The 14,531-nt window shown below is 36.4% G+C and carries 12 protein-coding genes; 2 read left to right on the top strand and 10 right to left on the bottom strand.

Features of this window, described 5'->3' with window-relative positions; translation table 11 throughout:
- Positions 1-270 precede the first annotated feature (270 nt).
- Complete coding sequence (locus ACEN4N_RS06995; protein ID WP_138404345.1) at positions 271-1,029, bottom strand: class A sortase; 759 nt, start codon at positions 1,027-1,029, stop codon at positions 271-273.
- A gap of 393 nt (positions 1,030-1,422) precedes the next feature.
- On the opposite strand from ACEN4N_RS06995, the gene ACEN4N_RS06990 reads away from it, so the two are divergent.
- Positions 1,423-4,113, top strand: a complete 2,691-nt coding sequence (locus tag ACEN4N_RS06990) for a cation-translocating P-type ATPase (RefSeq protein WP_407093949.1) — start codon at positions 1,423-1,425, stop codon at positions 4,111-4,113.
- 120 nt (positions 4,114-4,233) lie between these two features.
- Here ACEN4N_RS06990 and thrB read toward each other — a convergent pair whose 3' ends face one another.
- Both thrB and ACEN4N_RS06980 read right to left on the bottom strand, forming a co-directional pair.
- Positions 4,234-5,103 carry a homoserine kinase gene (gene thrB, locus ACEN4N_RS06985; RefSeq protein WP_407093948.1) on the bottom strand — a complete coding sequence of 290 codons (870 nt, stop codon included), beginning with the start codon at positions 5,101-5,103 and terminating at the stop codon, positions 4,234-4,236.
- A gap of 17 nt (positions 5,104-5,120) precedes the next feature.
- A complete protein-coding gene (locus tag ACEN4N_RS06980; protein ID WP_407093947.1) occupies positions 5,121-6,308 on the bottom strand; it encodes a homoserine dehydrogenase in 1,188 nt (395 codons plus the stop codon).
- A 133-nt stretch (positions 6,309-6,441) separates the two neighbouring features.
- Between ACEN4N_RS06980 and ACEN4N_RS06975 the strand changes: the two genes are divergently transcribed.
- Positions 6,442-7,797: an aspartate kinase gene (locus ACEN4N_RS06975; protein WP_407089365.1), complete on the top strand. Its 1,356-nt coding sequence runs from the start codon at positions 6,442-6,444 to the stop codon at positions 7,795-7,797.
- A 61-nt stretch (positions 7,798-7,858) separates the two neighbouring features.
- On the opposite strand, the gene ACEN4N_RS06970 is transcribed toward ACEN4N_RS06975, so the two are convergent.
- The 7 genes from ACEN4N_RS06970 to ACEN4N_RS06940 all read right to left on the bottom strand — a co-directional run bounded on the left by ACEN4N_RS06970 (position 7,859) and on the right by ACEN4N_RS06940 (position 14,516).
- A complete protein-coding gene (locus ACEN4N_RS06970; protein WP_407093946.1) occupies positions 7,859-8,989 on the bottom strand; it encodes a cation diffusion facilitator family transporter in 1,131 nt (376 codons plus the stop codon).
- Positions 8,990-9,135: 146 nt separating this feature from the next.
- Complete coding sequence (locus tag ACEN4N_RS06965) at positions 9,136-10,398, bottom strand: glutamate-5-semialdehyde dehydrogenase (RefSeq protein ID WP_407093945.1); 1,263 nt, start codon at positions 10,396-10,398, stop codon at positions 9,136-9,138.
- A gap of 24 nt (positions 10,399-10,422) precedes the next feature.
- On the bottom strand, positions 10,423-11,220 hold the full coding sequence (proB, locus tag ACEN4N_RS06960; RefSeq protein WP_407093944.1) for a glutamate 5-kinase: 798 nt from the start codon (positions 11,218-11,220) through the stop codon (positions 10,423-10,425).
- A gap of 74 nt (positions 11,221-11,294) precedes the next feature.
- Positions 11,295-11,756 (bottom strand): low molecular weight protein-tyrosine-phosphatase, encoded by a 462-nt coding sequence (locus ACEN4N_RS06955; RefSeq protein WP_407093943.1) that lies wholly within the window; start codon positions 11,754-11,756, stop codon positions 11,295-11,297.
- 33 nt (positions 11,757-11,789) lie between these two features.
- Entirely contained in the window at positions 11,790-12,593 is an 804-nt protein-coding gene (locus tag ACEN4N_RS06950) for a C39 family peptidase (RefSeq protein ID WP_407089360.1), read from the bottom strand.
- A 138-nt stretch (positions 12,594-12,731) separates the two neighbouring features.
- Positions 12,732-13,280 (bottom strand): DJ-1 family glyoxalase III, encoded by a 549-nt coding sequence (locus tag ACEN4N_RS06945; RefSeq protein ID WP_138405321.1) that lies wholly within the window; start codon positions 13,278-13,280, stop codon positions 12,732-12,734.
- 66 nt (positions 13,281-13,346) lie between these two features.
- On the bottom strand, positions 13,347-14,516 hold the full coding sequence (locus ACEN4N_RS06940; protein ID WP_407093942.1) for a haloacid dehalogenase-like hydrolase: 1,170 nt from the start codon (positions 14,514-14,516) through the stop codon (positions 13,347-13,349).
- Positions 14,517-14,531: the final 15 nt, after the last annotated feature.

Below are 14,531 nucleotides of genomic sequence, written 5' to 3'. Positions count from 1 at the left end.
AACCCGAAGCCACCGCGGTTTCCAGCAAGCTGAAGCAGAGCTATGGGAAATGTTTGGAACACTAGCAGAGAGCTGATTTTTTTACAGAAGGAATTCTTTATTTACACAAACTTCTTGACGCTCCCTTTTATATAGGTTAAAGTACAAAAAATATCATAATTTAAAGGCAATCTTTCTCAGTTAATTCATTAATTATTCATAAATAATCATGCCGGTTAAAAAAAGAACCGCATCTACTCAAAAAGTAAATGCGGTTCGACTATATTATACTTAACTTGTAATTGTTTGTGCGATATCAAACGCTTGTAACATGTCTGGCGAAGCATCATCAACACTAACGGTATCAACAAGCGCACCTTGAACTACAACACGGTCTATTAAGCCCGTATCACAAGTAATTAATGTTACACGGCCTTCTTCAGTAGGATAAGTAACTTCTACTGCAGTTGCTGGAACAGTATCTATATAATCTACTTGATAAACATAAATATTCTCTAAGTCAGTTAAGTAAATTGTTTGACCAATTTCAGCACGCATTAAAGGTTCAAATAACAATCCATCATTAATTGAGTGGTGACTTGCTAATGAATAGTTGGATACTCCCATCTCTTGATCAGGATAGAGCGTCCCTGCACCATAGAACATACCTTCATTTGATACACCTTTATAAATTGGTAAGTTCATTCCTAATTCAGGCATTGCGATTCCACCAATCGTAGGTAAATCACTTGGATTCACACCACTTGCTAAAACTTCTCGAGCATTTAAGGTATTAATATCTCCCCAATCATATGTTACGTCTACACTTTGGTTTGTCTCAATTTGTTCACGTGTTAAATTACCAACCGCGTTTTGAGTACTTCCTTGTTCAATTATGTAGTTTTTAATTGGATCTAAGGCTAGCAATCCAACTGCTACTAAAATTAAAAGGATACCAAAGAACATCCGTAACCCACCGCCACGCTTACGCTCTTTCTTTCTACTTCTTCTCGCTTCACGTCTTGTCTTGGGCTCTCTATTACTACTCATCTACTTACCTCCAAAAATTATATATTTTTTTAAAATCACATATCATATATCATATATCGAATTTATAATAGCACTTATTTGAATGATATTGTAGAAAAAAGCGCTAATTTAATAAAAAAGCAAACATTATTAGAAAAAAATTCATAACCATTGTTGTTTTAGTTTGATATTTTTTTGTAATCTTTTATAATAGTGATAATAATTGTTCATAAGGGAGTAACTAGGGGAATTGTCCTCGTCAGTATCAACATCGATAAGTAGTAATTAAGCTACTGGTACTGTACTTAAATAGTGAGACTTATGCCACCTGTATCGCATCCGCTTTATAGTTGGTATAAGTCTCTTTTTCAAGTAAACTAACTTATAACAAAAGAAATAGGAGGAATATTGTTAATGAAAGATTTTGTTGCCTATCGTGAATCGACAGATTCAATTGTCTCTAAACTTGACAGTAACGTTTCACAAGGTTTGAGCTCTTCTGAGGCACAAGCGCGTATTGAAAAATACGGTGCGAACGAAATTCAAGCAGAAGAAAATCGAACACTTCTACAAAAATTCTTAGATCAGTTTAAAGACTTTATGATCATAGTATTATTAGTAGCAGCTGTCGTTGCAGGTTTTGTTGGGATTGCTGAAGGTGAAGGTATTGCCGACTCAATCATTATTTTAATCGTTGTTATTTTAAATGCAATTATGGGAGTTTTCCAAGAACAGCAAGCAGAAAATGCTATTGAATCCCTAAGAAGCATGGCTTCTCCTGAAGCTCATGTACGCCGTGACGGTTCAATGAACTCAGTTAAAAGTACTGAATTAGTACCTGGGGACATTATTACATTAGAAGCTGGGGACGTTGTTCCTGCCGATGTACGTTTAATTGAAGCAAACTCATTACAAATTGAAGAAGCTTCATTAACTGGTGAGTCAGTTCCAGTTGTTAAAAGTACTGACACAATCGATGAAGAAAACGTCGGTATCGGTGACCGTGAAAACATGGCCTTCTCAAGTACAAACGTAACTTATGGTCGTGGTTTAGGTATCGTTACTGGTACTGGTATGGATACTGAGGTTGGTCATATTGCTAACATGTTAGCAAACACTGAAGGCCAATTAACACCATTACAACGTGACCAAGAGCAATTAGGTAAAAACTTAACAATCGCAATCATTGTTATTGCAGTATTAACATTCATCGTCGGAATTACATTCCAAGACTTTGAAATTACTCATATGTTATTAGTTTCTATCTCATTAGCAGTTGCTGCTATTCCAGAAGGTTTACCTGCGATTTCAACAATTATCCTTTCGCAAGGTACAAAATCAATGGCAAATCGTAATGCGTTAGTTCGTACATTACCTGCTGTTGAAACTTTAGGTAGTACAGAAGTTATTGCATCGGATAAAACTGGTACATTAACAGTTAATAAAATGACGATTGAAAAAGTATTCTATGATGGCGAGCTTCATAATGCATCAGAAGAGATTGCTCATACTAATCCTTTATTACGTTCAATTACATTCGCTAACGATACTGAAATCGATGGTAAAGGTGAACTAATTGGTGACCCTACTGAAACGGCTATGATCAAATATGCGATTGAGCAAGGCTTCGATGTTAAAAATGCAGTAAGCTCTGAACCTCGTGTAAACGAAGTACCGTTCGATTCAGACCGTAAATTAATGTCAACAATCCACAAAATGGAAGACGGTCGTTATTTTATAGCTGTTAAAGGTGCTCCAGATCAATTAATCCAACGTGCAACTAAAATTGATAACAATGGTCAAGTTACAGATATTACTCAAGAAAATATTGATCATATACTTAAAGAGAACGAAAACATGGCTCGTGAAGCACTACGTGTATTAGCTGGTGCTTATAAGATTGTCGACACAGTTCCAGATACAATGAGTACTGAAACTGTTGAGCAAGATTTAATCTTTGCTGGACTTATTGGTATGATTGATCCTGAGCGTACTGAAGCTGGTGCAGCTATCCGCCGTGCTCGTGAAGCAGGAATCCGTACAGTTATGATTACTGGTGACCACGCCATTACAGCACAAGCAATCGCTGAACGTTTATCAATCTTAGATCCTAACGAACCTAACAACGAAGAGCATGTTCGTACTGGTGCTGAATTAGATAATATGACTGATGACGAATTAGCGAAAGATGTAACTAACTTCTCTGTATATGCTCGTGTATCACCTGAACATAAAGTTCGTATTATTAAAGCATGGCAAGCAAATGAACGTACTATCTCAATGACAGGTGACGGGGTTAATGATGCACCATCTCTTAAACAAGCAAACATTGGTGTTGGTATGGGTATCACTGGTACTGAAGTTGCTAAAGGTGCTTCAGACATGGTTCTTGCTGATGATAACTTCGAAACAATCGTTGTGGCTGTTGAAGAAGGACGTAAAGTATTCTCTAACATCCAAAAAGCTGTTCAATTCTTACTTTCAGCTAACTTAGGTGAGGTTTTAACTTTATTCGTTGCAACTTTATTCGGATGGACAATCTTAGAACCAGTTCATATCTTATGGATTAACTTAGTAACTGACGTGTTCCCTGCTATTGCTTTAGGTATGGAGAAAGCTGAACCTCAAGCGATGAAACAAGCACCTCGTACTAAGAAAGATAGTTTCTTATCATTCGGTGTATTACCAAGTATTGCTTACCAAGGTGTACTTGAAGGCTTCCTTACTTTAGCTGTTTACTATATTGGTGAATACGTTCTAAAAGTAGAACATCAAACTGCTGAAACAATGGCATTCATTACACTTGGATTTATCCAACTATTCCACTCATATAACGTTAAATCAATCTTTGGCTCATTATTCAGTGGAAATCCGTTTGATAACAAATACTTAAACGGTGCCTTCATTCTTTCTGGTGCTTTATTACTTGGAGTAATCTTAATTCCTGGAATTAACACATACTTCTCGGTAACTATCCCTGGGCCTACTGAATGGGCAATTTCTATTGCTTTTGCATTCAGTATTGTAATTATCGTCGAGATTGTAAAATGGATCTTCCGTTCTACAGGCTTAGCTGATAAATACCAAAAGAAAATTGCTGAATAATTAGTAAGCAAAAATTAAAAGGCCGTTGAGCGTTGCTCAACGGCCTTTTTTATATGTGTTATAAAGTCTAAAGGAGCCAACTTATAAGATGAATATCTTTAAAGTGGACTCCTTTTATGCTTAATTATAATGCACTTCAACACTTTCGTGTTTACATGTCGATACTTGTTGCAGTTCTTTTAATATTCCCTCAACTTTATCTTCTGGACAAAGTGTTAAAACGGTTGGCCCTGCGCCACTTATGACAGTAGCATAAGCCCCATTCTTCACCGCAATTTCTTTAATCTCAGGAAACTCTGCAATTAATGGTTGGCGATATGGTTCATGAAATTTATCTTGCATCATCAACTCACCCATTGTTTTGTAGTCTTTTTTAACCATTGAAAGTAACATGACATTATTTAGAGCGTTTTGTTCGATGGCTGCCCCTTTTTCGTACGAATCTGGAATCGCTTCGCGGGCCACTTTCGTTGAAATCTCATAAGGAGGTATTGAAAGGATCAAACTAATCTTATCTAAGTTTAATTGATGATAAGCTAAGTAACCGTCTTGATAATATCCTACGAAAGCTCCTCCAGTGATACATGGTCCAACATTATCTGGATGCCCTTCAATCTTAGAGGCGAGTAAAATCTTATCATACGTTGATAATCCTAGTTGACAATAATGATCTGCTAACTCGATTCCAGCCACAATAGCACTCGATGAACTTCCCAATCCATGTGTGAGTGGAATTTCACTCGACATTTCAATAAATAAATCAGGTATCACCTTATTGTATTTCTTAGCAATATCAATGGCTGTACTAGCGACGAAATTCGCTTCTCCATTAGGTAAATCACGTAATTCTTCATCAAGAAATTCAAATTCCCATTTGTCACTCTCAGTTGCTTTAATAGATAAATATTTATTCACTGCCACTCCCATTGTATCGAAGCCGAGCCCAAGATTGGCACTTGTTGCTGGTATCTTTAATGATACATTGTTCACACTATCCACTTCCAATTCTAATCTTTAATTACTACGTATACTGCCTCAACTTGATGACTATTTTCTAATTGTTCTAAAGCATTCGCACTCATATCTTCAGTAAGGATAACTAATTCATCTTCTTCAGCTACAACTTTATAATTTGCGTCTAATTGAACTTCTGTTTGCCCTTTTGCAAAGCGAATAAAGTATGACGCTGCTTCTCCAGCTATGTCGATATTTGCATCTTCTTCAACAATTAAGTTTCCTACAAAACCAAACTTAGCAATATTCATCACATCTGAAACTACGGCTGAAGCTGTCTCTAAACTTCCTGCACCGGGTCCGTAGAACATTGTTTCACCAAATGCATTTCCGTTGACATAAACCGCGTTTGCTGCGTCATTTACTGTTGCAAGTTGATGATTATTTGGTAGTAATACAGGTTCAACACTGATTTGAACTTTGTCACCGTGATATTCACTCTTACCTAGTAATTTCATTGTCAGCCCGGCAGCTTGGGCGTATTCTAAATCTTGTACACTCACTTGACTGATCCCTCTAACTGGAATATCTTCAACATTTAAGTTTTGTTTGTAAGCGATACGAGATAGTAAGGCAATCTTACGTCTTGCATCCAAACCTTCCACATCATTGGTTGGATCCTTTTCAGCATAGCCTTTTTCTTGGGCGTCTTTTAATGCTCTATCGTATGACCAAGCATCTTGTGTCATCTTTGTTAGAATATAATTTGTCGTTCCGTTTAAAATCCCCATCACGCGATTTATCTTATTCGCTTGTAAACCATACGTTAACGCATTAATAATTGGAATTCCACCGGCACAGCTGGCTTCATAACCTAATTGCGCTTTATTTTCATCGCCAATTTTAGCTAATTCTTTTATATGAACTGCCAACATATCTTTATTAGCACTGACAACATGTATCCCATGTGATAAGAATTTTTGGTGAAGACTGAAGGTAAAATCAATCCCACCCATCACTTCAACAACTAATTCTACATCACTATTCAATATATCATCGATATTCTCTGTAACTGTCACATTTTGAAAATCCGCATTATGCTGGTTATTAATCGCTTTAGCAAACACATGTGAAATTTCAATCGGTTCATTGGTGAACTGTTGGATTTCCATTTGATTCTCTTGAATTACCTTTATTACTCCACTTCCAACTGTCCCCATACCTAAGATTGCAATCTTCATATTTAAATTCTCCTTAATTTATATTAGAGATACATTAAAATTTCCCTCATGCATATTTTACAACAGGTGGTATGAATTTGCCAATAAATAATGTATTATTATAATCAGATTAAAAAAAGAGGAGTAATAATACATGAAAGTTGCAAAGTTCGGCGGAAGTTCTTTAAGTTCCGCAACTCAAATTAAAAAAGTAGCAAATATTATTAGAAATGATTCAAACATTCGCTTTGTTGTCGTCAGCGCCCCAGGTAAACGTAATAATTCGGATATTAAAATAACCGACTTACTCATTGCCCTTCATACGAATCATTCGATCGGCATATCGACGACAAGTATCGAAAATCAAATCATTGATAGATACCAACAAATCGCTGAAGATCTTGATATTGATGTAACGATTGTTAAACAATTCCAAGGACAATTACATGATTTACTTCAAACGATTACGAATTCAGAACGATTACTCGATGCCTTAAAATCATGTGGTGAAGACTTTAATGCCCAACTAATCAGCCAATACTTTAACAAAATCGGTTTAGAAGCAGAATATAAATCACCAGAAGCTATGGGAATCTTTGTGACCGATGAACCCGGTAATGCCCAACTTCTTAAAGAATCTTATGCCAAAATCGCTGCACATAAGGACAGTGAGAAAGTTCTTGTGATTCCAGGCTTCTTTGGTGTATCCAAGCAAAGAGATATCGTAACTTTCTCACGTGGAGGTTCAGATATTACGGGTGCGATTATTGCACGTGGGGTTGAAGCTGACATCTATGAGAACTATACGGATCAATCACATATTTACTCAGCTCATCCAGGCATAGTAAAAAATCCTCATGCGATTAATGAAATTACTTACCGAGAAATGCGAGAGCTTGCTTATTCTGGTTTTGGTATTTTCCATGATGAGGCATTAACACCTTTATATGAAGTTCGTATTCCAATTCAGATTAAAAACACTAATGCTCCTGAAATTGTAGGGACTAAAATTGTTGTCGACCGTGGAGAGGTTAAAAAATATCCAGTGATCGGCGTGAGTGGAGACGAAGGATTTATTTCTGTCACTATTAAACGCTACTTACTAAACCGAGAAGTTGGTTATACACGTCGTCTATTACAAATTTTTGAAGACCATGATATTAACGTTGAACATATTCCAACGGGAATTGATGATATCTCAGTTGTTATGCGCGCAAATCAATTTGATCATAATAATATACTTGAAGAACTGCTTGAAGATATTGAACAACAATTCGAACCAGAATGGATTCATGTTGAGAGAGACTTAGCTATTATTGCGATTGTTGGCGAAGGAATGCGTGATACGATTGGTATTGCAAACAAAGCAACAGCTGCCTTTGCTGATAGTAATATCAGTTTACGTATGATTAACCAAGGAGCTTCTGAGATTAGTATGTTCTTCGCTATTCCAAGTAAAGACCTTAAAAAAGCTCTAAATAATCTTTACCAAAACTACTTTGAAAAATAATTCATACAAAAATGAACCTGAATGATGGCTAGGCGTTCCTAGTCAGAATCAGGTTCATTTTTTACTTACTATTTAAGATATTATAAGGGTCATAAACAATTTCGATATTTGAATGAGCGATATCACTCTCTAAAAGAATATGACGTACTTCATTTTTAATTTGTTCATGCGTTTGGACTGAATCAGATGTTGTACTAATTGTCATAGACATCATATGCGCTTCGCCGTCTAAAGACCATAAATGGAAGTGCGATAAGCCATTGATATTATCGATGTTTTGAATTTCTTCCCGTAGTTTTTTACTATCTATATTATCTGGCACGGCTTGTAGGAACAGTCTCACCACTTTCATAAATTCTGGAATGGTCTTATAAAGTATAAAGAGCGCAATCCCAATTGATAGTAACGGATCTAAAAAGTACCAATCGGTAAAGTGTAACACAACACTCACTACTAATACTCCTACCCAACCTAAGACATCCTCAAGTAAATGAAGCGACAAGATTGATTCATTTTGCGATGAACCTTTACTAATAATCCAAGCAGAAACCCCGTTCGCAGCAATTGCAAAAATCGCCAATAAGAGCATCCCTTGATAATTTACTGGTTCTGGATTCAATAGTTTTTCACCGGAGTGAATGAGCATCACTGCCGACCCTATCATCAGGACAACACTTGTGATCAGAGCCCCTAAAAGCGAGTAACGTTTATACCCATAAGAAAAAGTCGAGTCTGAGCCTTTTAAAGAAATTTTTTGGAAAAGCCAAGCGAGCCCGATAGATAAGGCATCTCCAAAGTCATGCACAGCATCTGCTAATATAGATGCACTATTAAATATGAAGCCAAAGATTGCTTCTAGTAAACTAAAGACAATATTAATACCAAAGACAAGCATCATATTGCGTACCGCTTGACTGCCACTAGTAAAGTCTACATCATGACTATGGTCATGACTATGATTATGTTCTTGTGAATGATGATGTTCAAGCTCATGATAATCAAGTGACTTTAAGCCTACTTTTTCATAGCTGAGTAATCTTTGTAAGTTCTCATAGCAAGTAATATCTTCAACTTCGATTTCTAGTTCTTCTTCATTCAGATGTATTTGTTCTTTATTTGGTAATTGCTTAATTTGATTAAATAATTTATTAGCGTGATCTTGATTACGAATGCCAACGAGTTGATATTTCATAATAAATGCCACCTTTCAAATGAATTTATTTTCATATGTTCATTATAAAGTGTATCCGTACATTTTTCAAGTAATATCAGTATCGTAGATATAAATAAATGAGATAATGATCACATCATTACCCCAACTTGAACTATTCTTTAATTTTATTCTCTTACTTGCCCATTTCCTTCGACTGTGTATTTATAGCTTGTTAATGCTTCAAGGCCCATTGGTCCTCTCGCGTGTAGTTTTTGGGTACTAATCCCCATCTCGCCACCAAAACCAAAGACTTCGCCGTCTGTAAATCGAGTTGATGCATTGACATAGACAACAGCGGAATCAATATCCTTTAAGAAAGCTTGAGCTATTGAATAATTCTCTGTAATAATTGCATCCGAATGTCCTGTAGAGTATGTTTCAATATGTTGAATGGCATCATCATAATCAGATGCAACTTTGACAGCGATAATGCTATCAAGGAACTCTGTTGCATAATCTTCTTCAGTTGCTACTTCAATTGTTGAATCAATCGCTCTCGCTTTGTCGTCTCCACGAACTTCAACTTGATATTCTTTTAAAGCTTCAACAAATTCTGGTAATGCTGTTTTGGCAATTGCTTCGTCAATCACTAATGATTCCAAGGCATTACATACAGAATTTCTTTGCGTCTTACCATTAATTAAAATGTTGCGTGCTTTTTCAATATCAGCTGTTTCATGAATATAAAGATGACAGTTCCCTACACCCGTTTCAATAACAGGTACCGTCGCTTGTCGCATGACAGCATTGATTAAACCTGCACCTCCACGAGGAATTAAACAATTAACATAGTCATTTAATCGCATAAACTGACTCGCAAGTTCACGTGATGGATTCGTAATAAGTTGAACAGATTCTGTTGAAAGTTTTGTTTCTTCTAAAGCTTTTTGAAGAACGTTCACGATTGCTTGATTACTCTCTAAGGCTTCTTTCCCGCCTCTTAAGATAACCGCGTTACCGGCCTTAATACATAAGCCTGTCGCATCCACCGTAACGTTGGGACGAGATTCGTAAATGATACCAATAACACCTAAGGGAACACGTTGACGAGAAATTTTTAATCCATCTCGGTTTATCCATTGTTTCTCAGTCACTAAGGTTGGATCGGGTAAGGCTGCCATTTGACGAAGGCCATTCGCCATTGCTTCCACTCGTTTTTCTGTCAGTGTCAATCTTTCTAGCAAAGCATCTGTAAGTCCTTTTTCTTTTCCGAGTTCAAGGTCTTTTTGATTTGCAGTAATAATTGCTTCTTGATTCGCAACTACTGCGTCTGCCATTTTTAAAAGAGCTTCATTCTTTTCTGCTTCTGTAACATGGCGCAAGGTTTTTGCTGCTGCTTTTGCATTTTTACCTAATTCAATTAATTTAGCATCCCATTGTTCAGTCATTATTAATTCTCCTTATTCTATGTATTACTTAAATAAAGTACCAATAACATCTCCTTCCAGTATTCTAAAGATAGATACCGGATCTTCACCACTTTTTATAATCATGGCTTGGTTTTGATTGAGTATTTTTTTGGCTGCTTTAAGTTTCGTAGCCATACCACCTGTCGCAAAGGCTGAACCTTTACCACTTGCCATTAACTCAATTTCATCAGTAATTTCCGCAACGTGTTCGATTAATGTAGCATCTGGATTCTCTTTTGGATTTGAATCGTATAAACCATTCACGTCACTCATTATAATGAGTAAATCCGCTTCACTGACACCTGCAACGATCGCAGAAAGTGTGTCGTTATCACCAAATTTTGTTTGATGATTTAACTCATCATCAGCAATCGCATCATTCTCGTTAATGATTGGAACAATTTTCTGCTTCAACAATGTATTCATTGTTCGCTTAACGTTGTAGTATGAGGTTTCAAACGTCACAACATCACGAGTCAGTAGAATTTGAGCTGTGTCTCGGTTGTAATATTGGAAGAAACGACTATAGTGCCCCATTAGAATACTTTGTCCAATGGCAGCCAAAGCTTGTTGTTCCTCAATCGTTTGGGGATATTCAGTTAAATTCAAATGACTTGCCCCTACTCCGACAGCTCCCGAAGTCACAATAATAACTTCTTTTCCTTCTTGGATTAATGTTGAACATACAAATGCCAATCGATCCAACTTCTTATAATCAATTTGGTTTCCCTCAAGCATAATTGAATTTGTTCCTATCTTAATCACAATTCGCTTGTAATTTTTCATAAAATCTCGACTCATACGTTACCTCTATTCTAATCATTCTCATCTAAATATACCAAATAACATGGTGAATTAATACCATTCTATTGAATTCATTCAAGTTCTTGTTTGATTTCCTCTAATAAGGCCTGACATCCTGCATAAACCTGAGTATAGGTTGTCTCAAAATTCCCTGTATAGTAAGGGTCTGCAATATCTTCATCACTGCCAATAAAAGAAAGTAACTTCTTCGTTTGCCCTTTTGCTTGGCCATTTGTAAATTTTTGGATGTTCTGCATATTACTTTCGTCCATACCGATAATGTAAGTCGCTTGTTTTGTATCATCTTTGTTTAGTGGTCGTGAGTACATACCACCAACTGAAATACCTTCTTGAGCTAATCGTCTTCGAGTACCCGAGTGTGTGGCATTCCCTTCTTCCCACGAACTCGTTCCGGCAGAGTCTACTGTAACTTTGTCAGTCAGTCCTTCTTCTTGAATCATCTTTCTAAAGACCGCTTCTGCCATCGGTGAACGGCAAATATTTCCTAAACATACAAATAATACGTGAATCATGCATATCCCTCCTTAAAGTTATGTCTAAACTCACTAAACTGGGGCAATTGCCCAATAATTTAGCGCATCATCTATCATTGTCTGTGCTTCAATCCCTTGAATACTAAACATTTTGTCTGGTGCATCATTCGGATCATTCAGATAGACTAATCCATCTTGATAACCTCGCATTAACATCACATGGCCACCTTGAGTAAATGTGCCTGGTCCAACTGATACGACAACTAAGTAACCATTGTCTAATAGATTCACCGCTGAGTAGAAATCATTACCTACATCCACAACTTCATAACCAAAATCTTGTCCAAAAGCTGAATAAATAGACCAAGACGTTCCTTGATTTGTCATATAGTATTCGTCTCCAGCCCAACGTGTAATTTCTTCAGGTCTGACTTTTGTGTTAGTAAAGTAACTATCTATCATTGCTAAGACAACCACAGCACAGCCATTTTCCCAAATTGTTTGTGAACCATCCGTACCATAATGTTTGTCCGCCCATCTTGGATCATTTTGGTTTAAATATGGTACATTATGCTGTCCAACATGTTGAATATCAATATAATTCGCAGGCTCTTCAGGGATAAAGACGTGCCCTAATTGTTGTAGGTCAACATCCGTTGCTTCTATATCCTCTACAATCTGGGATTGATTTTCAATTAAATAGTTTTCATTAACTTGAGCCATTATATAGTATGGTTGGTAATTAGTTTTGGCATCTTCGGTAATAAAAATAAAAGCTAACATACTTATTCCAATGATAATTATAAGTGCAAATAACGTTAAGACTAATTTTCCCGTACCAAAAGATTTCGCCTGTCTGTTCGTTTTCCTTGCCATTGTTACCTCCATCGGTTTATTTGTTTCTAATATATCAATGCTAATAATTGCGGGCATCAGCATATGGTCTGATATTTAGAAAAAGCTGTAGGAATTGCTTTGAACAATTCTTACAGCTTTAAACCTACTATCTATTGTTTAGCTAAATAAATAATTATATTGCATATCTTGACGTATCGCTTCACCGTCACCGCCAAGTAAATCAACTAAAGTATAACCAAATTCAAGGGCTACCCCCGCACCACGTGCCGTGACAATATTGCCATCTACAATTACGACAGCTTCTTTTTGATCAAAACCACTTGTCAGTTGATCTTCAAATCCTGGGAAGTGGGTAAATTTCTTACCGTCTAAGAGATTTGCCTTTTCTAATACAATGGGTGCCGCACAAATTGCTGCAATCTGTTGTTGGTCTTGATTGGCTTGTTGAAGAGACTTGATAACAAGTTCATTGTCACGTAGATTTTTCGCCCCTGGCATCCCACCTGGTAGCATAATTAAATTATAACCTTTTATAGGCTCTTCCAGAATGTGATCCGCTTTAATAATAATATTATGCGCTCCCGTTACTTCTTCTGTTAATCCATAAATATCAACTTCAAATTTCGCTCGGCGTAAAATATCTATCGGTGCAACTGCCTCAACTTCTTCGAAACCATTAGCTAAAATTACTGCAACTTTCTTCATTTATAACGCCTCCTATGTTAATTATTATAAAATAATTCAAAGACTTAATCTAATTATCTACTCAATTTAGTATTCTAATTCAGTTTGACCAAGAGCTAATGTCTTAGTATTCGGGATCAGACGAACTGCATTCTCATCTCGCCCTTGGACTACAAAATTCGCATCATCACTTTGATACTGCTTCTTTGCAATCTGTTTCAAGTCTTTAGTCTTATCTTGATTTAAACAATTAAAGATTACATTTAACGATACATCTTTTAATTCTGTCATCATATGATAATCCCCCATGCTGTCACCAAATAAAGCGATAGGTTGGCGGTTCTCATGCTTAGGAGCAATTAAATTCATTATCGCCTCTGTCTTACCGTTTTTTTTCGTAATCGGCGCCCCAGCAGTCATATAAGCTTTGATCTTACCTTCAGCGTCTAAATCATAATTCATTCCAATGACTTGCTCTTTTGGCACTTTGAATTGATATTCACTTGCTGCTGTTCTGACAACATCAACCGGACTCGCACTCACGACATAAGTCACAATACCATTCGCTTGAAAGGCTTCATATAAAGCAATTAATTCTTCTGGATAGATTAAACCACTTTGGAATTCACTACTGATTTGACCTGTTTTACCTAAAAACTCTTTAGGTGTTGAATAAATATGTTTCTCAGCTTTTTTATTCGTTGCTTCTTTTAGCATATCTTTTGTTAAGCTTGTTAACTCTTCAGGAGTGTAGCCTTTAAACCAATAAGTGAGCCAAGGTTTGCCTGCTTGACGAGTAAATTTACCATTCACATTGACATAATAAAAGCGAAGTTTTGCTTGGAAAGCTTTGTATTGTCCTGTTTCTTTGATAGCTTCTATGCTAGGTCGTTCACTTTTATCTTTTTTGATGTAGTGCTCCCACAGCCAAGTGTAGCATTGGATAATATCTATCGCTAACTTTCTTGGGGAAGTATGTTCAAGTTCCTCATCTAAGTTAGTATCCATATCAAATATGTCAGATATAATTATTTGTTCAAACTCTTCGGGAGTCATCTTATATAATAAGTGATCTAGCATGTAGATCATCAAATTATCTTCTACATCGCCAATAATACTTGTATTATCAAAGTCAAAAACAACATAGGGTTTTGCTTGAAAACTTGATGATTCGCTTGTTTTAAATTGGTCAATTAACTGGTTTAATCTGTTGTATACATATGGTTCCCATTGATGTTCTTGAAAGTAATATGTCATATTCTACTTTACCCC

The organism is Ruoffia sp. FAM 20857 (assembly GCF_045528645.1).
Taxonomy (GTDB): Bacteria; Bacillota; Bacilli; order Lactobacillales; family Aerococcaceae; genus Ruoffia; species Ruoffia halotolerans.
This window is presented reverse-complemented; position numbering and strand designations above follow the sequence as displayed.